We start from the raw sequence: 23,181 nt of genomic DNA, 5'->3' as shown, positions 1-23,181 counted from the left end.
CATCCTCTGGAGGTGCGGCGCTCAGCGTGCCGTCAGGATGCGCGGCCCCGCGTCCGTGATCGCCACCGTGTGTTCCGCGTGGGCGGCGCGGGAGCCGTCGTTCGTGCGGAGGGTCCAGCCGTCGGGGGCCGCGTGGTAGCCGTCGGTGCCGCCGCCGATCAGCATGGGCTCGATCGCGAGGACCATGCCGTGCCGGAGCGGGAGACCGCGGCCGGGGCGGCCCTCGTTCGGGACCCCCGGGTCCTCGTGCATACGGCGGCCCACGCCATGGCCGCCGAAGCCGTCCGGGATGCCGTACCCCGCCGTGCGGCACACCGTGCCGATGGCGTGCGCGATGTCGCCGATGCGGTTGCCGACGACGGCAGCCTCGATGCCCGCGGCGAGGGCGCGCTCGGCGGTCTCCACGAGGCGAAGGTCGGCAGCGCGCGGCTTGCCGACGATGAAGCTGATCGCCGAGTCGCCCACCCAGCCGTCCAGCTCGGCGCCGAAGTCCATGGAGACCAGGTCGCCGTCGCGCAGCCGGTAGCCGGTCGGGATGCCGTGCACGATCGCGTTGTTCACGGAGGCGCAGAGGACCGCGGGGAAGGGCGTCGGCGCGAAGGAGGGCCGGTAGCCGAGGAAGGGCGATCCGGCCCCCGCCTCGCGCAGCACTCCGTGCGCCACCTCGTCCAGCTCCAGAAGGGAGACGCCCACGTCCGCGGCCTCCCGGACCGCCGTGAGGGCCCGGCCGACCACCTGGCCGGCCGCGTACATGGCGTCGATCGATGTGTCCGTCTTCAGTTCCACCATGCCAATTACTATACCGGTATTAGAATGGGTGCATGGTACGCACCCCCTTGACCCCCGAAGAGCGTGAACGAGGCGAGCGCCTCGGCCGTCTGCTGCGCGAGGCCCGCGGCGGCCGCAGCATGACGGAGATCGCCGCGCACGCAGGACTCTCCGCCGAGACCCTCCGCAAGATCGAGACCGGCCGGGCCCCGACTCCGGCGTTCTTCACGGTGGCCGCGCTGGCCCGCGTACTCGGCCTGTCGATGGACCAGTTGGCGGGCGACTGCGTGCCGGCCGAGGTGTGACGCACACCAACTGTCCGGGGGATCACAGCACTCTGCGTCCGGTCCGAAAACTCCTCGTAGTCCTTCCGTAACACGAGCGGTGTTTTCTGGCGGACCGGAGTACTCCAGTCTGTCGGGGAGCTGTGTGATGGCCGTGGAACAACTTCCGGGGCAGGTACGGGAGTTCGCGAGGTATCTGAACGGCCTGATGGAACGGCTCGATCAGGGCGGCGGCTGGTGCGCGGTGTTCTGGCAGCGCGACCCCGACGGCATGCGGGCCTGCCTGAACGGCTGGGAAGTACCGCCGTGGGACGTCGTCGAAGCGCTCCTCCAGGACCTCTCCGCGGATTACGGTGCCGGGGCCGCCGGCCCGGAGGCCGAGCGGGCCCGGGCCCTGCACGACGCCTCGCTCGCCGCGTACGACGCCCGGCCCGGCGGCCGGGACGCCCTCCGTGACCGTCTCGATGTCATGCTCCGCGAACAGCGCTACGCGGCGGAACGCCAGGCCGAGCTGGGGCAGCTGCTCCGGCAGGCCGCCTCCCACGAGGAGGCCGAGGCCGTCCGCCTCGACCTCGCCTGGGCCCACGACGACCATGAACGCGCCACGGCCCGCTGCGCCGAACTCCGCGCCCGGGTGGAGAACCTGGACCGACGCGCCCTGCGCACCCATGCGCAGGGCGCGCTGCCTTTCCCGGCCGGGCCGGCCGACGACGTGTTCCAGGTACGGGAGCCCGGCGGCGCCCCGGACCCGCAGTCCCGCCCGATGGTCCCCCCGCAGACGGGGCCACGCTCTCCGCTGGCCGACCCCGGCCGGCCCGGTGCGTCCGCTGCCGACTCGTACGACCGGAGCCCGGCGGTACCCGGCCCCTACCCCCAGAGCCCGGAGCCATCCGCCCCCCACCGCCCCGCCCCGCGCCACCGTTCCCGAGGCGGCCCCCGAGCCCCCCGTCTCCGCTCGCGCCCCCAAGCAGCGCTCCAAGCGCCGCCCCCGCGGCAGTGCCCGCTTCGCCGGGATGGAGGTGGAGGAGACCCCGGAGGCGGTCCCGGTGGCGGCGCCCGCCGTGGCCGCGCCGGCCGCCCCGTCCCGGCGTACCCCGCGCGGCGCGCGTTTCGCCGGGGCGGCGGAGGAGCCGGAGCAGCCACGGTCACAGCAGCCGCTGGACGAGGGCGCGGGGCGAGCCGTCGCCGAGACAGTCGAGACGCTGATCCGGCTGCGCAGGGAGGGCCGCAGCGGCGAGGCGCACGGCATGCTGGTCGAGGCCGCGTACTGGCCCCCCGCCCGTTTCCCGCTGCTCGCCGCCGAGCTGCACCGCGCGGGCCTCGACGCGGACTGGGCCGCGCTGCTGTGGGAGGCCGCCTCGCTGCCCGCCGCCCGGCTCGTCGCCGCCGCGGACGCGCTCGTCGCGGCGGGCCGCACGAGGGACGGACACCAGATGCTGCGGCAGGGCGTCGTACGGCCCGCCCCGGAGATCGGCGAGGCCGTGCTCGCGCTCACTGGCGAGGGCCGCCGGCGCGAGGTCCGCGCGCTCCTGGACGCCTACGTACGCATGCGTACGCCCGAGGAGGCGGCCCGCAGCGTGGAGGGCGACCCGCAGCGTCTCGTCCCGCTCCTGCTGGAGGCCGCCCGGGGCGTCTCGGAGGAACGCCACTGGGATCTGGTCCACGCGCTGCGGGTCGCGGGCTTCACCGCCTGAGCGCGTGACACAGGCTCTGAGGGCCGGGATCACGCCGTAGCGCTCACCCAGGGGGGTGTGAAACGTGATCGACTCAGCGGGTTAACGACGATGGTCTTGGCAAGGCTGTCCATGAGGCTTACTTTCAAGCCTCTACCGCCTTTGTCTACGGGCGTAGAAGCTCTGACGTAACCGCCGAAGGAGCAGCTCATGGCCAACGTCGTACGTGCCGCTCTGGTCCAGGCCACCTGGACCGGCGACACCGCATCCATGGTCGCCAAGCACGAGGAGCACGCCCGCGAGGCGGCCCGGCAGGGTGCCAAGGTCATCGGTTTCCAGGAAGTCTTCAACGCGCCCTATTTCTGCCAGGTCCAGGAGCCCGAGCACTACCGCTGGGCCGAGCCCGTGCCCGACGGGCCGACCGTCACTCGTATGCAGGAGCTGGCCCGCGAGACAGGCATGGTCATCGTCGTGCCCGTGTTCGAGGTCGAGCAGTCCGGCTTCTACTTCAACACCGCGGCCGTGATCGACGCCGACGGCACCTACCTCGGCAAGTACCGCAAGCACCACATCCCCCAGGTGAAGGGCTTCTGGGAGAAGTACTACTTCAAACCGGGCAACCTCGGCTGGCCCGTCTTCGACACGGCGGTGGGGAAGGTCGGCGTCTACATCTGCTACGACCGCCACTTCCCGGAGGGCTGGCGGCAGCTGGGTCTGAACGGCGCTCAACTCGTCTACAACCCGTCCGCCACCTCTCGCGGCCTCTCCGCCCACCTCTGGCAGCTGGAGCAGCCCGCCGCCGCTGTCGCCAACGAGTACTTCATCGCCGCGATCAACCGGGTCGGCGAGGAGGAGTACGGGGACAACGACTTCTACGGGACGTCGTACTTCGTCGACCCGCGCGGCCAGTTCGTGGGGGAGAGGGCGAGCGACAAGGCCGAGGAACTCGTCGTCCGCGACCTCGACTTCGACCTGATCGAGGAAGTGCGACAGCAGTGGGCGTTCTACCGCGACCGACGTCCCGACGCCTACGAGGGGCTGGTGCAGCCGTGACCGACCTGTACGCGCGCCACCAGGCCGTCCTGCCCGACTGGCTCGCGACGTACTACGCCGACCCCATCGAGCTCACGCACGGCGAGGGCCGGCACGTCTGGGACGCTCAGGGCAACAAGTACCTCGACTTCTTCGGCGGCATCCTCACCACGATGACCGCGCACGCGCTGCCCGAGGTGACGAAGGCGGTGACCGAGCAGGCCGGGCGGATCATCCATTCGTCCACGCTCTACCTCAACCGGCCCATGGTCGAACTCGCAGAGCGCGTCGCCAAGTTGTCAGGCATCCCCGACGCACGCGTCTTCTTCACGACCTCCGGCACCGAGGCCAACGACACTGCCCTGCTGCTGGCCACGTCGTACCGGCAGAGCAACCAGATCCTGGCGATGCGCAACAGCTACCACGGCCGCTCCTTCAGCGCGGTCGGCATCACCGGCAACAAGGGCTGGTCGCCGACCTCGCTGTCACCGCTCCAGACGCTGTACGTCCACGGCGGCGTCCGCACCCGCGGCCCGTACGCGCACTTGAGCGACGCCGACTTCATCGCGGCCTGCGTCGATGACCTCAAGGACCTGCTCGGCCACGTCCGCCCGCCCGCGGCGCTGATCGCCGAGCCCATCCAGGGCGTCGGCGGCTTCACCTCGCCGCCCGACGGGCTGTACGCCGCCTTCCGCGAGGTGCTCGCCGAGCGCGGCATCCTGTGGATCGCCGACGAGGTGCAGACCGGCTGGGGCCGCACCGGCGAGCACTTCTGGGGCTGGCAGGCACACGCCGCCTCGGGCCCGCCGGACATGCTCACCTTCGCCAAGGGCATCGGCAACGGCATGTCCATCGGCGGGGTCGTCGCCCGCGCCGAGGTCATGAACTGCCTGGACTCCAACTCCATTTCGACGTTCGGCGGCACCCAGATCACCATGGCCGCGGGGCTCGCCAACCTCAGCTACCTCCTCGAACACGACCTCCAGGGCAATGCCCGGCGCGTCGGCGGGCTGCTCATCGAGCGGCTGCGGGCGATCGCCGCGCAGCACCCGGGCGTACGGGAGGTGCGCGGGCGCGGGCTGATGATCGGCGTCGAGCTGGTGAAACCCGGCACGGACGAGGCGGACCCCGACGCCGCCACGGCCGTGCTCGAAGCGGCCCGCGAGGAAGGCCTGTTGATCGGCAAGGGCGGCGGCCACAGCACCAGCGCACTGCGGATCGCACCGCCGCTCTCCCTCACCGTCGCGGAGGCGGAGGAGGGCGCGGCGATCCTGGAAGGTGCCCTGAGGAGTGTCCAGCAGTGAGAAAGAGCAGGGCGAGTGAGCCGAAGGGGCGCGCCTGTGTCGAGGGATCGAACGCGCGGAGGCCCGAAGGGTCGAGCACGATCGGTCCCTCGACACAGGCTTCTGCGCCCCGGAGGTGAACCGAGCCTTCAGAAAAAAGGGAACGTTGTATGGCCACCGCCTCCTCCTTGGAACCCGCCCTGTCGGTACGCCAGGTCCTCTCGCTGGACCGGGTGCTCGCCGGAGAGCCCGAGGTGGTGGCCGGTGCCGGCAACCTCGACCGGCCCGTGCGCTGGGTGCACGTCGCCGAGGCGGCCGACGTCGGCGTGATGCTCACCGGCGGTGAAATGGTCCTCACCACGGGGGTGTTGCTCGCCGGGAACCCGGACGCCCAGGCCGAGTACATCCGTTCGCTGCACCGCGCGGAGGCCGCGGCCGTGGTCCTCGGACTCGGCCGGGCCTTCCCCACCCCGCCGGAGGTGATGCGCCGGGCCGCCGAGCGGTGCGGGCTGCCCATGGTGGTCCTCCACCGGCCCTTCCCCTTCGCGGAGTTGACGGAGGAGGTCCAGTCCCGGCTGGTGCGCAGCAAGTTCGCCGCCGTCAGCCTCTCCGAGGCCGTACGGACCGCGCTCACCGGGCTGATCACCACGGGCGCCCCGCTGCAGCGCATGCTCGACGAGATCGCCGGGCACGCCGCCTGCCCGGTCGTCGTCACCAACCTCGCGCACCGCGTGCTCGCCACGGCGGGGGAGCGGTCCGCGGTCGACGACGTGCTGCGCGACTGGGAGCGCATCGCACGGCAGGCCGGCGGCAGCGAGGGCGACGGCTGGGTGCGGGCCGAGCTGGGCGGGCGCGGTGAGCGGTGGGGCCGGATCGTGCTGTGCGGGTACCGCGGGGACGCGGCCACCGGGCGGCTGCTCGCCGACCGCGCCGCCGAGGCCCTCGTGCTGCACCGGATGCTCGGCGGGTCCGTGCACACCTGGGAGGAGGAGTCCGCGCAGAGCCTGCTGACCGACCTCGTCTCCGGCGTCGTACCCGCCCGCCAGCTGCTGCCCCGGGCCCGCGCCGCCGGACTCCCGGTCAACCGCCGTACCTTCGTGCCGCTGGTCGTCCGCGACGGCGACCCGGCCCAACTCGACCGCGTCCTGCGTCTGTTGGGGCTGCCCGGACTGGTCGCCGAAGTGGCCGACGGGGCCACCGCCGTGCTGCTCAGCCTCGCCCGCGACCAGGACGCGGAGACGCTCGCGGCGCACTTCGCCACCCGGCTGCGGACGGAATCCGGGGCGCCGGGCACGGTCGTCGCCGCCGCGGACCCCCGGACCGTCTGGGACGACGTGCCCGCGGGGCTGCGCGAGGCCCAGCATGTCGCCGCCGCCGTCGCCGAGAACTCCGCCGCCCTCGACCTCCCTGCGGTGGTGCGGCTGCGGGACGTCCATCTGCGCGGTCTGGTGCGGCTGTTGCGGGACGACCCGCACGTCCAGTCCTTCGCGGAACGGGAGTTGGACGGGCTGCTGTGCGGGCGGGACGCGGAGTCGGAGCTGCTGCCCGTGCTGCGGACGTACCTCGCGACCGGCCGCAACAAGTCGCGGACCGCACAGCTCCACCACGTCAGCCGGCCCGCGCTCTACCGCCGTCTGGAGGCCATACAGGCCCGCCTCGGTGTCGACCTCGACGACTTCGAGCAGGCCGCGTCGGTGCACATCGCGCTGCTCGCGCACGACGCGCAACAGGGGTGAAACATGGGACGACGTGGGAAAACGGTGGTGAAACATGGGCCGACGCGAGGGTGACACGGTGGAACGCCGCGAGGCTCCAGACGTGACACCGTGCAACTCAAAGCAGCTCCGGGCGCTTTCTAGGCTCCTCGTACACCGAGCGACCGGAGGTCCCGATGAGCAGAGTGATCCGCGCCGCCATTTTCCAGACCGCATGGACCGGCGACAAAGAATCGATGATTCAGGTCCACGAGCAGGCGGCCCGCGACGCGGCCGCACAGGGCGCACAGGTCCTGTGCTTCCAGGAGCTGTTCTACGGACCCTATTTCTGCCAGGTCCAGGACAAGGCGTTCTACGAGTACGCCGAGCAGATCCCCGAGGGCCCGATCGTGCAGCGCTTCCAGGCGCTCGCCAAGGAACTGGGCATCGTCCTCGTCCTGCCGATGTACGAGGAGGAGCAGCCCGGCGTCCTCTACAACACGGCCGCCGTGATCGACGCGGACGGCTCGTACCTCGGCAAGTACCGCAAGCACCACATCCCGCAGGTCCCCGGCTTCTGGGAGAAGTTCTACTTCCGCCCGGGCAACGCCGGCTGGCCGATCTTCGACACCGCGGTCGGCAAGATCGGCGTATACATCTGCTACGACCGGCACTTCCCGGAGGGCTGGCGTGCGCTGGGCCTCGAAGGCGCCGAGATCGTCTTCAACCCGTCGGCCACCTCGCGCGGTCTGTCCGCCTACCTGTGGCAGCTGGAGCAGCCGGCGGCGGCCGTCGCCAACGAGTACTTCGTCGGTGCGATCAACCGGGTCGGCACCGAGGAACTCGGCGACAACGACTTCTACGGGACCTCGTACTTCGTGGACCCCGAGGCGCAGTTCGTCGGGGAGGTGGCGAGCGACAAGGAGACCGAACTCGTCGTCCGCGACCTGGACATGGGCAAGCTGCGCGACGTCCGCGACCGCTGGCAGTTCTACCGGGACCGCCGCCCCGACGCGTACGCCCCGCTGACCGCTCCCTGACGGTCGCCCCTCGTCCGTGGGCCCGGTCACGGGGGCCGGGCCCACGGCACCGACTTCCCCAGCAGGAAACAGCGTTGACCTCAGCCTCTAACAGCAGCGGTATTACCTCAGCGCACGCGCGAGCGGAAGGAGAGGGAGCATGAGCCGTACCGTCATCCGTGGTGGTCTCGTCATCACCGCGTCCGACGAGATCCACGCCGACGTCCTGATCGAGGACGGCCGGATCGCGGCCCTCGCCGCGTCCGGCACCCCGGCGGCCGAGGCGTGGACGGCCGAGCGCGCCATAGACGCCACCGGCAAGTACGTCATCCCGGGCGGCGTCGACGCCCACACCCACATGGAGCTGCCGTTCGGCGGCACCTTCGCCTCCGACACCTTCGAGACGGGCACCCGGGCCGCGGCGTGGGGCGGCACCACCACCATCATCGACTTCGCCGTGCAGAGCAGGGGCCGTTCGCTGCGCGAGGGCCTCGACGCCTGGAATGCCAAGGCCGACGGCAAGTGCGCCATCGACTACGGCTTCCACATGATCGTCTCCGATGTGAACGAGGACACGCTCAAGGAGATGGACCTGCTGGTCGAGGAGGGCGTCACCTCCTTCAAGCAGTTCATGGCCTACCCCGGCGTCTTCTACAGCGACGACGGCCAGATCCTGCGGGCCATGCAGCGCGGCGCCGAGAACGGCGGGCTGATCATGATGCACGCCGAGAACGGCATCGCGATCGACGTGCTGGTCGAGCAGGCGCTCGCCCGCGGCGAGACCGACCCCCGCTACCACGGCGAGGTCCGCAAGGCGCTGCTCGAAGCCGAGGCCACGCACCGCGCCATCAAGCTCGCGCAGGTCGCCGGCGCCCCGCTGTACGTCGTGCACGTCTCGGCGCAGGAAGCGGTCGCCGAGCTGGCCCGGGCCCGCGACGAGGGTCTGAACGTCTTCGGCGAGACCTGCCCGCAGTATCTGTTCCTGTCGACCGACAACCTCGCCGAGCCGGACTTCGAGGGCTCGAAGTACGTGTGCTCGACGCCGCTGCGTCCCAAGGAGCACCAGGCCGCGCTGTGGCGGGGCCTGCGCACCAACGACCTCCAGGTCGTCTCCACCGACCACTGCCCCTTCTGCTTCGAGGGCCAGAAGGAGCTGGGCCGCGGCGACTTCTCGAAGATCCCCAACGGCCTGCCGGGCGTCGAGAACCGCATGGACCTGCTGCACCAGGCCGTCGTCGACGGACACATCAGCCGCCGCCGCTGGATCGAGATCGCCTGCGCGACCCCGGCCCGCATGTTCGGCCTGTACCCGAAGAAGGGCACGATCGCGCCGGGCGCCGACGCGGACGTCGTCATCTACGACCCGCACGCCGAGCAGATCATGTCGGTCGAGACGCACCACATGAACGTCGACTACTCGGCCTACGAGGGCAAGCGCACCACCGGACGGGTGGAGACCGTGCTCTCGCGGGGCGAACTCGTCATCTCCGAGCGGGAGTTCACCGGACGCGTGGGTCACGGCGTCTACACCCCCCGCTCCACCTGTCAGTACCTTCTCTGAGCGACTAGGAGCGGCGCCATGGACTTCGGACTCGTCCTGCAGACCGACCCCCCTGCCTCCCGTGTGATCGAGCTGATGCAGCGGGCCGAGGGCAACGGCTTCACGTACGGCTGGACCTTCGACTCGGCCGTGCTGTGGCAGGAACCCTTCGTGATCTACAGTCAGATTCTCGCGAACACCGAGAAGTTGACGATCGGCCCGATGGTCACCAACCCGGGCACCCGCACCTGGGAGGTCACCGCCTCCACCTTCGCGACCCTCAACGACATGTACGGCAACCGCACGGTGTGCGGCATCGGGCGCGGCGACTCGGCGATGCGCGTGGCCGGACGCAAGCCCAACACCTTGGCCCGCATCAGCGAGGCCATGAAGGTCATCCGCGCCCTCGGCCGCGGCGATGAGGCCGACCTCGGTGGCACGGTCATCAAGTTCCCGTGGGTCAAGCCGGGCGCCCAACTCCCCGTCTGGATGGCGGCTTACGGCCCGAAGGCCCTGAAGATGACGGGCGAGGAGGCCGACGGCTTCATCCTCCAGCTCTCCGACCTGTACCTCACCGAGTACATGGTCAAGGCCGTGAAGCAGGCGGCCGTCGACGCGGGCCGCGACCCCTCCGACGTGAAGATCTGCGTGGCCGCCCCCGCGTACATCACCGAGGACGACTCGCCCGAGGCGCTCGCCCACGCGCGCGAGCAGTGCCGCTGGTTCGGCGGCATGGTCGGCAACCATGTGGCCGACCTCGTCTCCAAGTACGGCGAGCACTCCGCCGCCGTACCGGACGAACTCACCGACTACATCAAGGCCCGTGAGGGCTACGACTACTCCCACCACGGACGCGCGGACAACCCCGACACCGCGTTCGTGCCGGACGAGATCGTCGACCGGTTCTGCCTCATCGGCACCGCCGAGCAGCACATCGAGAAGCTGAACGCGCTACGCGCGCTCGGCGTCGACCAGTTCGCCGTGTACGACATGCACGACGCGCAGGAAGCGACCATCGACGCGTACGGGTCGACGGTCATCCCGGCCATCAACGGCTAGCACCAACAGGCGGCCCCACAAGGGCCGTTGAGTCCCTCTCCCCGTTCTCCCCCTTCCCGCCGTCCCGGGAAGGGGGCCAGGGCGCACTCCCCGCGCACCCCCCTCGGCGCCACCCGCACGGCCTTTCCCGACCCACCTCTTTGATTGGCCTGCCCATGACCGACACCGCTCCCACGGCCATACCGCCGTCCGCTCAAGTCACCCTCGCCGACGGCCGGGTGGAGATCGCCCCCGGGGCAACGACGCCCAGCGGCCCGTACGCCAACGAGGACCTGCTGCCCGTCCCCGTCGAGAAGCGCACGTGGACCACGTACAACTTCTCCGCCCTGTGGGTGGGCATGGCCCACAACACCGCTTCCTGGACCCTCGCCTCCGGTCTGATCGCCGTGGGCATGGACTGGAAGCAGGCCGTCTTCACCATCGCGCTGGCGAACCTGATCGTCCTGGTGCCGATGCTGCTCACCGGGCATGCCGGACCCAAGTACGGCATCCCGTTCCCGGTCTTCGCCCGTGCCTCGTTCGGCGTCCGCGGCGCCAACCTCCCCGCTGTCGTACGGGCGTTGGTGGCCTGCGGCTGGTTCGGCATCCAGACCTGGATCGGCGGCGAGGCGATCTACTTCCTCGCCGGGAAGCTCATCGGCGACAGCTGGGCGAACGCGTCCCACGTGGGCGGTTACGCCTGGACGATGTGGCTGTCCTTCGCGATCTTCTGGGTGATCCAGGTCGCCATCATCTACCGGGGCATGGAGACGATCCGCCGCTTCGAGAACTGGGCCGCGCCCTTCGTGCTCGTCGGCGCCGGCGTGATGCTGTGGTGGATGAGCAGCAAGGCGGGCGGCTTCGGCCCGCTCTTCGACCAGCCCTCCAAGCTCGGCTGGGGCGGGGACTTCTGGAAGCTGTTCTGGCCCTCCCTCATGGGCATGATCGGCTTCTGGTCCACGCTGTCGCTGAACATCCCGGACTTCACCCGGTACGGAAAGAGCCAGAAGGCGCAGACCTGGGGGCAGGCGCTCGGTCTGCCCACGACAATGACGCTCTTCGCGTTCCTGTCGGTGCTGGTCACCTCCGGTTCGCAGGCGGTCTACGGCACCGCGATCTGGGACCCGGTCCAGCTGGCCGCCAAGACCGACAACGTCTTCGGCCTGCTGTACGCGCTGGTCACCGTGCTGGTGGCGACCCTCTCGGTGAACATCGCGGCCAACCTGGTCTCACCGGCCTTCGACTTCTCCAACATCGCGCCCCGGAAGATCAGTTTCCGCACCGGCGCGCTCGTCACCAGCGTCCTCGGCGTGCTGATCTTCCCGTGGAAGCTGTACTCCGATCCGCAGGGCTACATCTTCACCTGGCTCGGCCTGGTCGGCGGTCTGCTCGGCACGGTCGCGGGCATCCTCATCGCCGACTACTGGATCCTGCGCCGCACCAAGCTCGACCTCGCCGACCTGTACCGCACGGGTGGCCGCTACTGGTACAACGGCGGCTGGAACTGGCGGGCCGTCGTCGCCTTCCTGACCGGCGGTGTCCTCGCCGTCGGCGGCGCCGACTTCCATCCGCTGATCGACGGGCGGCCCATCCCCGCCCTGGAGTCGCTGGCCGACTACGGCTGGGCGGTCGGCCTCGGCACCTCCCTGGTGCTCTACGTCGTCCTGATGTCGCTGCGGGGCGGGGAGCGCGCCGAGGTCTGACGTGCGGCACGCGCTGTGAGGCGGACGGCCGTCAGCTCTGGCGGCCGTCCTCCAGCGCGGCGACCGCGTCCTTGGCCGCCTTGATGGCGCCCTTGTTGATCTCGTCCGTGCTGGGCGCCTTCTGCGTCTCGAAGTCACTGCCGTTGTACGTGATGATCACCAGCGCGTTGGAGGCGCGCACCATGACCACGCCCTCGCGTGTCTGCTGCTTCTTCTCGGTGGAGAGGTTCACCACGGAGTAGCCCGCGTCGCCGAGACCGGGGACCGCGCCTCCGCCGCTCTTGTCGGTGGTGCGGTCCTTGTAGGCCTTCTCTGCGGCGCTGTCCGTGGCCTTGATCTCGTACGAGACGTCGAGCCAGCGGTAGTCGTATCCCTTGAGTGCGTTCCACGAGCATGTCCGGCGCAGGGACTTGTCGGTCGAGGGGATCTCCTGGCCGGCCGTCTTGGCGCCCGGAACGAGCGACTTGACCGTATCTGCGGTCACGCCCGTGCAGGGAGAGGGTGAGGCGGTGTACGTCTTGGATGCCGCCGATGTCGAGGGCGCGGACGCCGAGTTGTTCTTTTGCGGCGAATCAGTCGATTTGTGCTCGGCTGTCGGGGATGGGTCGAGCGGGCCGGACGACAACGCCCAGCCCATCGTGGCGAGCACGATGACGGGCGACAGGCGCGCGCCGAGCGCGAGCGGCAGAGGAAGAGAACGCACAGAGCACTTCTCGCGTGTTGGTGCGGGAGGTCCCGCACTGGGGTGGGGGACGCCAGTGTCACACGAGTCCCTGTGGGGTGGAAGTGTCAACTCGCTCCGTGCCTGCCTGGTGACAGAGCCTCACTGCCGGCGGGCCCCGGGACGCGTCGCCGTCACGAGCCATACGGCGCCCCGGAGGCGTACGCCGCGCTCGGTCTCGTACGGGCGCAGGCTGTCCTCCAGGGCCGCGCGCGTGTCGGCTGCCACAGGGGTGCCGGTCCTGCGGGACAGGAGGAAGTCGACGGCGTCCGCCGCGTCCCGGCCCCAGACGGTCTCCACCGCGACCGGCTCGACCGCCACCTTCTCGTAGTCCGTGTACCGCTGGAGCACTTCGCGGATGCGGGTCGGGTCGGACAGAGAGGCCATCGCGATCTGAGCGGCGGCCGTGTCGGTGTCCGGTTCGCCCAGAAGTTTCCCGAACAGTTCGAACGCCTGGACCTCCTCGGAGTCCGGGCCGGCCTGCCGCGGGCAGACGAAGGCGAGCCGCCCGCCCGGGCGCAACGCCCGCGCGAGGTTGCGGAACGCGGCCGCGTGGTTGCCGAAGAACATCACGCCGCCCCGGCTGATGGCCACGTCGTATCCGGCCGGCGGGAAGCGGTGGACCTGCGCGTCGGCGCATTCGTACGCCACGTTGGCGACGCCCTCGGCGGCGGTGAGTGCCCGGGCCCGGTCGAGCAGCGGCGCCGAGATGTCGACCCCCACCGCGTGCCCGTGCGCGGCCAGCCGGGCGGCGATCCGGGTCGTCGCCCCGGCGCCGCAGCCGACGTCCAGCACCCGGTCGCCCGCCTCGATCGCGGCGCCCGCGAACAGTGCGTCGTTCACGCCGGAGACCAGCGTGTCGTAGCGCTCGTGGTGGGTGGCCCAGTGGGCGCCGAAGGGGCCGTTCCAGGCCTCGGCCTGACGGGGGTTGGCGACCGTGGTCATGACGTCTCCTTCGCGGCGTGCAGGGGGAGCGAGCGCTCGATCCTGTCGACGGCGGCGAACGCGCCGTAGGCGACGAGATGCACGAGGCAGTGATCAGTGTGTTCCGGTTTGCGCCAGTTCATCACGTCCTCGTCCGTGATGCGGTACGGGGCGAGGGCGGCCAGCACCGCCAGACGGGCGCCGGGCCGCGACCGGTCGGGCAGGGCGTCCCACACGAGCGGCGGGTGCGAACCGTCCCACGCCTCAAGGGCTTCGCGTACGGCGGCCCGGTCGGCCTCGTCCAGAAGGTCCGCGCCCGCGGTGGCGGCGGCGCGCAGCGCTGCGTAGGCCCGGCCGACCGGGGTGCCCTGCGCCCAGTCCGGCTCGGGCCCCGCAGCCGGATCGTCGAGGAGCGCCAGGCTCGCACCAGGGGCCGGGCGGCGGCGCAGGGTCCCGGACAGCGACCGGCCCGCCCAGCTCCGTACCGGCCTGAACCGCTGGAGGTTGCACGGCATCAGCTTCTCGGTCAGCAGCGCCGACACGATGCGGTTGATGAAGTGGAAGGAGAGCGCGGTGCCGATGTAGGCGGGTGCGTGCGCGAGAGGGAAGGGGAACGGCGTCAACTCCGGGGCGCCCGGCGTCCTGCTCGCACCGCCCCACGCCAGCACCCGTGCGTGCTGGCTGTCATCCGGAGTCCGGCCGCGCGCCACGGCCTCGGCGAGCGCGTGGTCCCCGGTCGCGTGCAGCAGGACGGTGTGCGCATCCATGCAGAACGGGCACCGGTTCGCATCCGACACCCCGAATGCCGCCAGCTCCTTCCCGGTCCGGCTCCCGGGCCCCGCGATCAGCGACTCGCGCATCAACGCCCAGGTGGCGGTGAGGAGTTCGGGAGCGGAGGAGAGCACGACGAACGTGACCGCCCGCTCGATCCCGAAGTCCTCGGCGAGCTGGGCGTACACCTCGGCGGTGCGGCCGGTGGCGGACTTGGGCGGGGGTGGGGCGGTGTAGCGGAAGGGGCTGGGCATGAGGACCTCCTGAAGGCCGTTGCGCCGGGCGGAACCGTTGGGGCGCAGCCGGCAAGTGCCGGGTGCGGTTGAAACCCTGGCCCGGACGGCCCCCTCGGGACGTCGTACGGCCGAAGGCATTTCCGGCTACGGCGGGGGGCCCGCGCACCGCGCGATCTACTCCACCGGGAGTAGCCGGGACCCCGTCCACAGGTCTGACGCGACAGCCCCGGCCCGCGGCTAACGTGCCGCTTATGCAGCCGACCCACGCCCTCCGCAGGCGCCTGGCCGACGCGGCGCTCGCCGTCATCGTCGGCGCCCTCGTCGTGACAGCGGCCGCGTTCGACGACGGGACCACCGCCCTCGACTACGGCCTGATCGCCCTCGGCTCCCTCGCCCTGGCGGGCTACCGCGCCGCTCCCCGCGCGGTGCTCGCGGCAGCCACCGCGGCGATGACGGCGTACGTCCTGCACGCCCACCCCGGCTCGCTCGCCGCCCTTCCCGTCCTGGCCGCCGTGCACACGGCCGCCCGGGTGGGCCACCGCGGCGTGGCGGCCGCCGCAAGTGCCGTGTTCCTGGCGGGATTTGTCGCGGCCGGCCCCACGACGCAGGAGGTCATGGGGAAGGCGACGCTGCTCGCCGGATGGTTCCTGTGTGCCCTGGTGACCGGCCTCGCCGACCGCAACTGGCGGGCGTATCTGCGCCAGACGGAGCAGCGCGCGCTGGAGGCGGAGCGCACCCGTGAGGAGGCGGCTCTGCGCAGGGCGGGCGAGGAACGGCTGCGCATCGCACGTGAGTTGCACGACTCGCTGACGCACAGCATCTCAATCGTCAAGCTCCAGGCGGGAGTTGCCGTGCACCTCGCCCGCAAGCGTGGCGAGGAGGTGCCGCCCGCACTGCTCGCCATCCAGGAGGCGGGCGGCGAGGCGATGCGCGAACTGCGGGCCACGCTGGAGGTGTTGCGAACCGACGAGCCGACCGGCACTCCTGCGCTGCTCGTCGAGCGGGCCCGCGCGGCCGGCCTCGCCGTCGCCCTGACGGTGACCGGCGACGAGCGCCCGCTGACGGCAACCGTCGACCGAGCCGCGTACCGCATCGTCCAGGAGGCTCTGACGAACGCGGCCCGCCATGCCGGATCGGCCAAAGTCGCCGTCCAACTCGACTACGGGAGAGAGGACTTGACCGTACGGGTGGACGACGACGGGAACGCCGACCCGACCTGTCCGCCGAAGCCGGGCATCGGCCTCACCGGCATGCGCGAACGCGTCGCGGCCCTGGGCGGCACCCTGCACGCCGCCCCGCGCACGGACGGCGGCTTCTCGGTACGGGCCGAACTGCCGCTCGGGGAGATGGCGTGATCCGGGTCGCGCTCGTCGACGACCAGGCCCTGATGCGGGCCGGGTTCCGCGCCCTGCTGGATGCCGAGGACGGTATCGAGGTGGTGGGCGAGGCCGCCGACGGGAAACAGGGGCTGGCGCTGGTGCGCGCCGAGCTTCCGGACATCGCGCTCGTCGACGTACAGATGCCCGTCATGACCGGCATCGAGGCCACCCGCCGTATCGCCGCCGACCCGGAGCTGTCCGGTGTACGCGTGGTGATCCTCACCAACTACGGCCTGGACGAGTACGTCTTCGAGGCGCTGCGGGCCGGTGCCAGCGGCTTCCTGCTCAAGGACACCGAGCCCGCCGACCTGCTCCAGGCCATCGAGGTCGTCGCGCACGGGGAGGCGCTGCTGTCGCCGTCCGTCACCCGCACCCTCATCGGCGAGTTCGTCTCCCGGCCGCCGGACCGGGCCACCGCGCCCGGACTGGAGAGCCTCACGCGCCGCGAACGCGAGGTCACCGCGCTCGCCGCACGCGGCCTCACCAACGAGGAGATCGCCGCGCACATGGTCATCAGCCCGCTCACGGCGAAGACCCACATCAGTCGCGCGATGACGAAGCTGGGCGCGCGCGACCGGGCCCAACTGGTCGTGTTCGCCTACGAGTCGGGGCTCGTGACGGCACGCGGGCACGCGGAGTGACCGCTTCCGCGCAGGCCCCGTGCGATGATCGGCGCGTGATCGCGATACGCCCGAGGCCGCCCCGGTACGCCGCCCTGGTCTGCGTGCTGGCGCTGGCCGCGAGCGGGTGCGGCCTCTCCGCCGAACTCGACCGCGAACGCAACCCGGACCGCTCGCCGACGCCCACTCCGACGCTCAGCCGGGCGCCGACCCTGGCTGTTCCGGCACCCGCGTCCCCGAGCGCCGAGCCGTCGCCTGCCGTGCCGGTCCAGCCGGCGGGCTGCCCGCCGTCCGGGGTTCGTGTCGACGCCGGGCCCGTCGACGGGGCCATGGGGCTGCGTGCCATGACTCTGACGCTGACCAACTGCGGCCACAAACCGTACAAGTTGAACGGCTATCCCGCCGTCCTCGTGCTCGACGAGACGGGCCTTCCGATCCCGGGCGTACGCACCGCCCAGGGAACGGAGGGGGTGTCGATGGCCCCGAAGGACCCCGGCCCCGAGCCGCTGACCCTCGCACCCGGCGAGGCCGCGCAGGCGGGCCTGTACTGGCGGATGAACGCCGAGGCCGGTCCGTACCTCCGGGTCGGGTCCGCGCAGGGGCGCGACGAGCGGACCATACGCCTCGCCGACCCCCTCGACATCGGCCCGGAGAACACGCTCGGGACGACGGCATGGAGGGCTCCTACGGAACCCGGCTCGTCCACTCCGGCGAGCTGAACTTCGTCCGCACCAGTTCCTCCGCGCGCGCCAGCTCCTCCGGGGTCACTTTGCCGCCGGGGACCTTTTACTCACCACGCACCGCCGCGCCTCCGTTCCGTTCACGAGGGCCAACGTCCATCCCGGCCCGATGATTCCGATCATCCGGGGCATTACGGGCCGGGTGGCGGCGGCCCGGACCGCTCCGGAATCGCAAGTGCCATAGTCGGACCCGAGGTTGATCGCTCCGCACAGCGAGGTGGCACGGAATGTTCACGACCCGACCGACGCTCCAGGGCACCTTCGGCATGGTGTCCTCCACGCACTGGCTCGCCTCGCAGTCGGCGATGGCCGTCCTGGAGGACGGCGGCAACGCCTATGACGCCGCGGTCGCCGCCGGCTTCGTCCTGCACGTCGTCGAGCCGCACCTCAACGGGCCCGCGGGCGAGGTGCCGATCATCCTCGCCCCGGCGGGCGGCGAGGTACGGGTGCTGTGCGGGCAGGGCGTCGCGCCCGCCGGGGCGACGATCGCCCACTACCAGGGTCTCGGTCTGGATCTCGTGCCCGGCACCGGACCGCTCGCCGCCGCCGTCCCCGGCGCCTTCGACGCCTGGATGCTGCTCCTGCGCGACCACGGCACGAAGTCCCTGGCCGACGTCCTGAAGTACGCCATCGGGTACGCGGAGGACGGGCACGCGCCCGTGGAGCGCGTCGGCGAGACCGTGGAGACCGTACGCGAGCTCTTCGAGGCCGAGTGGACCTCCTCGGCCGCCGTGTACCTGCCGGACGGCCGGGCGCCGCGCCCCGGCGAGCTGTTCCGCAATCCGGCGCTCGCCGCGACCTGGCGGCGGCTGCTCGCCGAGACCGCCCACGCCGGGGACCGGGTGGCGCGGATCGAGGCAGCGCGCGAGGTGTGGCGCTCCGGGTTCATCGCCGAGGCGCTCGTACGGCAGGCGGGACGGCCCACGCTGGACACCAGCGGCACGCACCACACCGGCACGCTGACCTCAGCCGACCTGGCGTCCTGGTCCGCGACCTACGAGGCCCCGGCGACGTACGACTGGCGCGGCTGGACCCTGTGCAAGGCGGGCCCCTGGAGCCAGGGCCCCGTCCTGCTCCAGCAGCTCGCCCTGCTGCCGCCCGAGCTGCCCCGGTACGGCTCCGCCGACTACGTCCACCTGCTGGTCGAGGGCTGCAAGCTCGCCATGGCCGACCGGGAGGCCTGGTACGGGGACGCGGCCGAGGTGCCCCTCGACGAGCTGCTGTCGCCGGGGTACAACACCACGCGGCGCGCGCTCATCGGCGACAAGGCTTCCCATGAGCTGCGTCCCGGCAGCCCGGGAGGGCGGGAGCCCCGGATCAGCGGGCACGCGCGCGTGGCCGTCGAGGAGGAGCCGGGCTTCGACGCGTTGGGGGTGGGGGAGCCGACGGTCGCCGCGAGGGGAGTCGGGGAGCCGACGGTCGCCGCCAGGGGAGCTGGTGAACCGACTGTCGCTGCTGGGGGAGCTGGTGAGCCGACCGTCGCCAGGAGCCCGTGGTCACCGGTGCCCGGCGAGCCGGACGTCGCGCCCGACGGCGGCACCCGGGGCGACACCTGCCACCTCGACATCGTCGACCGCTGGGGCAACATGGTCGCGGCCACGCCCAGCGGCGGCTGGCTCCAGTCCAACCCGGTGGTGCCCGAGCTGGGCTTCCCGCTCGGCACCCGGCTCCAGATGGCCTGGCTGGAGGAGGGCCTGCCGAACTCGCTGACGCCCGGCCGCCGTCCCCGCACGACCCTCACCCCTTCGCTGGCGCTGCGCGACGGGGTGCCCGTCATGGCCTTCGGTACCCCGGGCGGCGACCAGCAGGACCAGTGGCAGACGCACTTCTTCCTGGCCGTCGCACTGCGCTCCGAGGTGCGCGGCGGCCTCGACCTCCAGGGCGCCATCGACGCCCCGAACTGGCACAACGACAGCTTCCCCGGCTCCTTCTACCCCCGCGGCATGCGCCCCGGCAGCCTCACCGTCGAGTCCCGCACGGACGAGGCGGTCGTCGAGGAGCTGCGCCGCCGCGGCCACGACGTCCTCGTGGGCGGCGCCTGGTCCGAGGGGCGGCTGTGCGCGGTCGCCCGGGATCCGCGCACCGGGGTGCTGTCGGCGGCGGCGAATCCGCGGGGGATGCAGGGGTACGCGGTCGGTCGCTGACGCTGAGGCTGACGCCGGCACCGGGCCGGCGTCAGCGGGCCGGGCGTCGACGCCCGGCGCCGGGTATTCATGCCGATTCCACCCGGAGTGCACCGGGCGGGTGGGGATTGTCAGTGGGCCGTGCTCTCATGGAGCCATGATCGAAGACACGGAAACCATCGAAGAGTTTCTCGCACTGCACTCGGCCGACGTCGAAGAAGCGGTCCGCACGGCGGCCGCGACCGAGATCATGCCGCGCTTCCGGCAGCTCGCCGCGCACGAGGTCGACCAGAAGAGCGGCCCGCACGACCTGGTCACGGACGCCGACCGCAAGGCCGAGCTGTACCTCACCGAGGTGCTGCGGGAGCTGCTGCCCGGCTCCGTCGTGGTCGGCGAGGAGGCGGTGCACGCCGACCCGGCGTCGTACGAGGCGCTCCAGGGCGACGCCCCGGTCTGGATTGTCGACCCCGTCGACGGAACCCGGCAGTTCGTGCACGGAAACCCGGGCTTCTGCACGCTCGTCGCCCTCGCGCGAGGAGGCGTCCTGCTCGCCTCCTGGACCTACGCCCCCGCCCTCGACGAGTTCGCCACCGCGATACGCGGGCGGGGCGCCGTACTGAACGGCGCGCCGCTGCTCTCCGGCTCGCCCGAGCCCGGCCGCGACCTCGACGTCGCCACGTCCCACCCGGACTACACGACGCCCGAGCAGAAGCGCGCCCTGCTCGGCCTGCGTACCGACGGCGTCCGACCGCGCGCGTGCGGCTCGGCCGGCCTGGAGTATCTGGCCGTCGCCCGCGGCGAGTTGGACGCCACCGCCTTCAGCTGGGAGGCGGCTTGGGATCATGCGGCGGGTCTGCTGCTGGTCGAGGAGGCGGGCGGCGCCCATCTGACCCTGGCGGGCGAGCCGTTCCGTATCACCGGGGGCAACGCGCTGCCGTTCACGGCCGCACGGGACGCGGCCACGGCTCGCCGGGTGGTGGGGTTGCTGTCGGCCGGAGCCTGAGCTGCGCGGAGCCGTTGACGCGGATGTCGACGACCTCGAACTCGGCCCGGGTCCCGTCGGGGGGCCACACGGCGTCCGCCCGGAACAGATGGATCGCGTCCACGAAACCGGGCAGCGGCAGCCCGAGGTCGACGAAGACACCCGTCCTGCCAGGGGGCCACGGCGCGCCGACGAACGTGCCGGGCAGCCGTGTGCCGACAGGTATCGGACCGCTGGAATGCCGGACGTCGCACTGCCGGAAGGAACGGCAGCGCCCCCACATCACGGCGAACTCGTGCTCGGTGACGGGCTCCGCGTCCGGCGGCTCCTCGAGGGGCCCCTCCGCCGCCACGCCGTACACGACCTCGTAGAGCTGCACGCCCAACAGGCCACAAATGTCGCGTACTTGGGCGAGTTCGGCGAAGTCCACGGCCACCGCGGGGACGGAATCGGCGCCGAGCAGGGTCATCTGGCGTGACGGACGGTCGCTCTCCGCCAGCTCGAACCAGTACCAGGCGTCCTCCCCCGGCTCATGGCAGCGGAAGCGGCGCGTCATGCGCGTAGGTTACCCATGCCCCTGGGCTGTCGGTGGCCCGGCATATCCTGATCCTCAGTGGCCGTCGGCAGACAAAGGAGTCCGAAGGTGTCCTCCATGCTCGATGCGGTCGTGGTCGGAGCGGGACCGAACGGACTGACGGCTGCCGTGGAGCTGGCCCGCCGTGGATTCTCCGTGGCCGTCTTCGAGGCACGCGACACCGTGGGCGGGGGAGCCCGCACCGAGGAGCTCACGCTGCCCGGGTTCCGGCACGACCCCTGCTCGGCGGCCCATCCGCTGGGCGTCAACTCACCGGCCTTCAAGGCGATGCCGCTGGAGCGGTACGGACTGGAGTGGCTGCACGCCGGGCTGCCCATGGCGCACCCGTTCCCCGACGGCACGGCCGCCGTCCTGTCGCGCTCGGTGGCGGAGACGGCCGCCTCGTTCGGACCGCGCGACGCGGGCGCGTACCGGCGGCTCGTCGAGCCCTTCCTCCCCAAGTGGGACACGCTGGTGCGCGACTTCATGTCCCTGCCGCTGACCTCGTTGCCCCGCGATCCGGTCACTTTGGCCCGCTTCGGCCTCGTCGGCCTGCCGCCCTCGACCTGGCTGATGCGCCGCTTCCGCGATGATCGCGCCAAGGCACTGTTCTCCGGGCTCGTCGCGCATGTCATCGCCCCGCTCGGCGGTCTTGCCACCGGCGCTGTCGGCCTGGTCTTCGCCCTGGCCGCGCACACCGGGGGCTGGCCCGTCGCACGCGGCGGCTCCCAGTCGATCTCCGACGCGCTGACCGCGTACCTGAAGGACCTCGGCGGCACCGTCCACACCGACTACGAGGTCAAGCGCCTCGACGACCTGCCCCCGGCCCGCGCCTACGTCTTCGACACCTCGCCCACGGCCCTGGCCAGGATCGCCGGCCTGGGGCGCTACTACGAGCGGTACCGGTACGGGGCGAGCGTCTTCAAGATCGACTATGCGCTGGACGGCCCCGTGCCGTGGACGGCGAAAGAGGCGCGCAGCGCGGGAACCGTGCAGGTGGGCGCCACCAGCCAGGAGATCGACCGTGCCCTTCGAGCGGCCTCGCGCGAGGGCCGCGCCCCCGACGTGCCCTTCCTGATCTCGGTGCAGCCCAGCGTCGTGGACCCCTCTCGGGCACCCGACGGCAAGCACGTCTTCTGGACATACGGCCATGTTCCGAACGGCTGGAGCGGCGACCTCACGGACGCCGTGGAACGCCAACTGGAGCGGTTCGCGCCCGGCTTCCGCGACCGCGTACTGGCCCGTGCCACCGCGGGCCCGCCCGAACTCGCCCAGCGCAACGCCAACTACGTGGGCGGCGACATCGCCTGCGGCGCCGCCTCCGGGCTCCAGCTCCTGCTGCGGCCCAAGATCTCCCTGTTCCCGTACAGCACCCCGCACCCGGCCGTCTTCATCTGCTCGTCGGCCACCCCGCCGGGCCCCGGGGTGCACGGGATGTCGGGACACAACGCGGCCAAGGCCGTATGGAGGAGACTGCGGCAGACATGACCACCATCACCCTGGTCCAGGGCGACATCACCCGGCAGACCGTCGACGCCGTCGTCAACGCCGCGAACTCCTCGCTGCTCGGCGGGGGCGGAGTGGACGGAGCCATCCACCGCCGGGGCGGCCCCGCCATCCTGGAGGAGTGCCGCAAACTCCGCGCTTCCCAGTACGGCAAGGGCCTGCGCACCGGCCAGGCGGTCGCCACGACCGCCGGGGAACTCGACGCGCGCTGGGTCATCCACACCGTGGGCCCCGTCTTCAGCCGGAGCGAGGACCGCTCCGCCCTGCTCGCCTCCTGCTACCGCGAGTCACTGCGGGTCGCCGACGAGCTCGGCGCGCGTACGGTCGCGTTCCCGGCCGTGTCCGCCGGTATCTACAGGTGGCCGATGGACGACGCCGCCCGGATCGCGGTGGGCACGGTCCGGGCCACGGAGACCGCTGTCGAGGAGGTCAGATTCGTGCTCTTCGACGAACGGGCGTACGACGCGTTTGCCCGGGAGACGGGCGACTAGCCGGAGGCGGTCGCGGCGTCGGCGGTTCATGGCATCACCGGTCACCGGACCGGGAACACCGATGCGGTCTCAGCCGTTGC

21 protein-coding genes are annotated in these 23,181 nt (G+C 71.7%); 16 read left to right on the top strand and 5 right to left on the bottom strand.

All coding sequences use genetic code 11. The features are described from left to right. Positions 1-21: 21 nt before the first annotated feature. Positions 22-789: a type I methionyl aminopeptidase gene (gene map, locus AB5J56_RS10190; RefSeq protein WP_369232199.1), complete on the bottom strand. Its 768-nt coding sequence runs from the start codon at positions 787-789 to the stop codon at positions 22-24. Between the two features lie 32 nt (positions 790-821). Between map and AB5J56_RS10185 the strand changes: the two genes are divergently transcribed. From AB5J56_RS10185 to AB5J56_RS10145, 9 genes are all read left to right on the top strand, one after another. Continuing rightward, a complete protein-coding gene (locus AB5J56_RS10185) occupies positions 822-1,073 on the top strand; it encodes a helix-turn-helix domain-containing protein (RefSeq protein ID WP_369232197.1) in 252 nt (83 codons plus the stop codon). A 998-nt stretch (positions 1,074-2,071) separates the two neighbouring features. Then, on the top strand, positions 2,072-2,746 hold the full coding sequence (locus AB5J56_RS10180) for a hypothetical protein (RefSeq protein ID WP_369232195.1): 675 nt from the start codon (positions 2,072-2,074) through the stop codon (positions 2,744-2,746). A gap of 189 nt (positions 2,747-2,935) precedes the next feature. Beyond that, positions 2,936-3,778, top strand: coding sequence for a nitrilase-related carbon-nitrogen hydrolase (locus tag AB5J56_RS10175; protein WP_369232193.1), 843 nt, complete (start codon positions 2,936-2,938; stop codon positions 3,776-3,778). Continuing rightward, complete coding sequence (locus AB5J56_RS10170; protein WP_369232191.1) at positions 3,775-5,061, top strand: aspartate aminotransferase family protein; 1,287 nt, start codon at positions 3,775-3,777, stop codon at positions 5,059-5,061. Before AB5J56_RS10175 ends, AB5J56_RS10170 begins: the two co-directional genes overlap by 4 nt. 149 nt (positions 5,062-5,210) lie before the next feature. After that, the gene (locus AB5J56_RS10165) at positions 5,211-6,776 is read left to right on the top strand and encodes a PucR family transcriptional regulator (protein WP_369232189.1); all 1,566 of its coding nucleotides are present in this window, start codon (positions 5,211-5,213) and stop codon (positions 6,774-6,776) included. Positions 6,777-6,931: 155 nt separating this feature from the next. Beyond that, entirely contained in the window at positions 6,932-7,774 is an 843-nt protein-coding gene (locus AB5J56_RS10160; protein ID WP_369232187.1) for a nitrilase-related carbon-nitrogen hydrolase, read from the top strand. A 139-nt stretch (positions 7,775-7,913) separates the two neighbouring features. Further along, on the top strand, positions 7,914-9,314 hold the full coding sequence (gene hydA / locus AB5J56_RS10155; protein WP_369232185.1) for a dihydropyrimidinase: 1,401 nt from the start codon (positions 7,914-7,916) through the stop codon (positions 9,312-9,314). Between the two features lie 18 nt (positions 9,315-9,332). Continuing rightward, positions 9,333-10,352 (top strand): TIGR03842 family LLM class F420-dependent oxidoreductase, encoded by a 1,020-nt coding sequence (locus AB5J56_RS10150; protein ID WP_369232183.1) that lies wholly within the window; start codon positions 9,333-9,335, stop codon positions 10,350-10,352. Positions 10,353-10,507: 155 nt separating this feature from the next. Beyond that, positions 10,508-12,034 (top strand): NCS1 family nucleobase:cation symporter-1, encoded by a 1,527-nt coding sequence (locus tag AB5J56_RS10145; RefSeq protein WP_369232182.1) that lies wholly within the window; start codon positions 10,508-10,510, stop codon positions 12,032-12,034. A 31-nt stretch (positions 12,035-12,065) separates the two neighbouring features. On the opposite strand, the gene AB5J56_RS10140 is transcribed toward AB5J56_RS10145, so the two are convergent. The 3 genes from AB5J56_RS10140 to AB5J56_RS10130 form a co-directional block, all read right to left on the bottom strand. After that, complete coding sequence (locus AB5J56_RS10140) at positions 12,066-12,737, bottom strand: hypothetical protein (RefSeq protein ID WP_369232180.1); 672 nt, start codon at positions 12,735-12,737, stop codon at positions 12,066-12,068. A gap of 120 nt (positions 12,738-12,857) precedes the next feature. Next, positions 12,858-13,700 (bottom strand): class I SAM-dependent methyltransferase, encoded by an 843-nt coding sequence (locus AB5J56_RS10135; RefSeq protein WP_369232178.1) that lies wholly within the window; start codon positions 13,698-13,700, stop codon positions 12,858-12,860. Continuing rightward, a complete protein-coding gene (locus AB5J56_RS10130; protein ID WP_369232176.1) occupies positions 13,697-14,704 on the bottom strand; it encodes a carboxymuconolactone decarboxylase family protein in 1,008 nt (335 codons plus the stop codon). Before AB5J56_RS10130 ends, AB5J56_RS10135 begins: the two co-directional genes overlap by 4 nt. A gap of 233 nt (positions 14,705-14,937) precedes the next feature. Between AB5J56_RS10130 and AB5J56_RS10125 the strand changes: the two genes are divergently transcribed. The 5 genes from AB5J56_RS10125 to AB5J56_RS10105 all read left to right on the top strand — a co-directional run bounded on the left by AB5J56_RS10125 (position 14,938) and on the right by AB5J56_RS10105 (position 20,551). Further along, on the top strand, positions 14,938-16,041 hold the full coding sequence (locus AB5J56_RS10125) for a sensor histidine kinase (protein ID WP_369232174.1): 1,104 nt from the start codon (positions 14,938-14,940) through the stop codon (positions 16,039-16,041). Continuing rightward, a complete protein-coding gene (locus AB5J56_RS10120; protein ID WP_369232172.1) occupies positions 16,038-16,706 on the top strand; it encodes a response regulator in 669 nt (222 codons plus the stop codon). The genes AB5J56_RS10125 and AB5J56_RS10120 overlap by 4 nt, the downstream gene beginning before the upstream one ends. A gap of 35 nt (positions 16,707-16,741) precedes the next feature. Further along, the gene (locus AB5J56_RS10115; protein WP_369232170.1) at positions 16,742-17,404 is read left to right on the top strand and encodes a DUF4232 domain-containing protein; all 663 of its coding nucleotides are present in this window, start codon (positions 16,742-16,744) and stop codon (positions 17,402-17,404) included. Between the two features lie 248 nt (positions 17,405-17,652). Beyond that, a complete protein-coding gene (locus AB5J56_RS10110) occupies positions 17,653-19,569 on the top strand; it encodes a gamma-glutamyltransferase family protein (protein ID WP_369232168.1) in 1,917 nt (638 codons plus the stop codon). Positions 19,570-19,705: 136 nt separating this feature from the next. Beyond that, positions 19,706-20,551 carry an inositol monophosphatase gene (locus AB5J56_RS10105; RefSeq protein ID WP_369232166.1) on the top strand — a complete coding sequence of 282 codons (846 nt, stop codon included), beginning with the start codon at positions 19,706-19,708 and terminating at the stop codon, positions 20,549-20,551. On the opposite strand, the gene AB5J56_RS10100 is transcribed toward AB5J56_RS10105, so the two are convergent. Then, positions 20,487-21,086 (bottom strand): hypothetical protein, encoded by a 600-nt coding sequence (locus AB5J56_RS10100; protein WP_369232165.1) that lies wholly within the window; start codon positions 21,084-21,086, stop codon positions 20,487-20,489. The genes AB5J56_RS10105 and AB5J56_RS10100 overlap by 65 nt on opposite strands. 96 nt (positions 21,087-21,182) lie before the next feature. On the opposite strand from AB5J56_RS10100, the gene AB5J56_RS10095 reads away from it, so the two are divergent. After that, positions 21,183-22,592, top strand: coding sequence for a phytoene desaturase family protein (locus tag AB5J56_RS10095; protein ID WP_369232163.1), 1,410 nt, complete (start codon positions 21,183-21,185; stop codon positions 22,590-22,592). Beyond that, the gene (locus AB5J56_RS10090; protein ID WP_369232161.1) at positions 22,589-23,101 is read left to right on the top strand and encodes an O-acetyl-ADP-ribose deacetylase; all 513 of its coding nucleotides are present in this window, start codon (positions 22,589-22,591) and stop codon (positions 23,099-23,101) included. Before AB5J56_RS10095 ends, AB5J56_RS10090 begins: the two co-directional genes overlap by 4 nt. Positions 23,102-23,181 lie beyond the last annotated feature (80 nt).

Source organism: Streptomyces sp. R21 (assembly GCF_041051975.1).
Taxonomy (GTDB): Bacteria; Actinomycetota; Actinomycetes; order Streptomycetales; family Streptomycetaceae; genus Streptomyces.
The sequence above is the reverse complement of the archived record's forward strand: the minus strand, read 5'-3'. Positions and strand labels throughout refer to the sequence as shown.

Excerpts from the sequence above, each read along its gene's own strand:
- map (WP_369232199.1), bottom strand. The coding sequence starts at position 789 with ATGGTGGAACTGAAGACGGACACATCGATCGACGCCATGTACGCGGCC.
- hydA (WP_369232185.1), top strand. The coding sequence starts at position 7,914 with ATGAGCCGTACCGTCATCCGTGGTGGTCTCGTCATCACCGCGTCCGAC.
- AB5J56_RS10165 (WP_369232189.1), top strand. The coding sequence starts at position 5,211 with ATGGCCACCGCCTCCTCCTTGGAACCCGCCCTGTCGGTACGCCAGGTC.
- AB5J56_RS10160 (WP_369232187.1), top strand. The coding sequence starts at position 6,932 with ATGAGCAGAGTGATCCGCGCCGCCATTTTCCAGACCGCATGGACCGGC.
- AB5J56_RS10150 (WP_369232183.1), top strand. The coding sequence starts at position 9,333 with ATGGACTTCGGACTCGTCCTGCAGACCGACCCCCCTGCCTCCCGTGTG.
- AB5J56_RS10105 (WP_369232166.1), top strand. The coding sequence starts at position 19,706 with ATGATCGAAGACACGGAAACCATCGAAGAGTTTCTCGCACTGCACTCG.
- AB5J56_RS10130 (WP_369232176.1), bottom strand. The coding sequence starts at position 14,704 with ATGCCCAGCCCCTTCCGCTACACCGCCCCACCCCCGCCCAAGTCCGCC.
- AB5J56_RS10145 (WP_369232182.1), top strand. The coding sequence starts at position 10,508 with ATGACCGACACCGCTCCCACGGCCATACCGCCGTCCGCTCAAGTCACC.
- AB5J56_RS10135 (WP_369232178.1), bottom strand. The coding sequence starts at position 13,700 with ATGACCACGGTCGCCAACCCCCGTCAGGCCGAGGCCTGGAACGGCCCC.
- AB5J56_RS10095 (WP_369232163.1), top strand. The coding sequence starts at position 21,183 with ATGCTCGATGCGGTCGTGGTCGGAGCGGGACCGAACGGACTGACGGCT.
- AB5J56_RS10175 (WP_369232193.1), top strand. The coding sequence starts at position 2,936 with ATGGCCAACGTCGTACGTGCCGCTCTGGTCCAGGCCACCTGGACCGGC.
- AB5J56_RS10090 (WP_369232161.1), top strand. The coding sequence starts at position 22,589 with ATGACCACCATCACCCTGGTCCAGGGCGACATCACCCGGCAGACCGTC.
- AB5J56_RS10110 (WP_369232168.1), top strand. The coding sequence starts at position 17,653 with ATGTTCACGACCCGACCGACGCTCCAGGGCACCTTCGGCATGGTGTCC.
- AB5J56_RS10125 (WP_369232174.1), top strand. The coding sequence starts at position 14,938 with ATGCAGCCGACCCACGCCCTCCGCAGGCGCCTGGCCGACGCGGCGCTC.
- AB5J56_RS10100 (WP_369232165.1), bottom strand. The coding sequence starts at position 21,086 with ATGACGCGCCGCTTCCGCTGCCATGAGCCGGGGGAGGACGCCTGGTAC.
- AB5J56_RS10185 (WP_369232197.1), top strand. The coding sequence starts at position 822 with ATGGTACGCACCCCCTTGACCCCCGAAGAGCGTGAACGAGGCGAGCGC.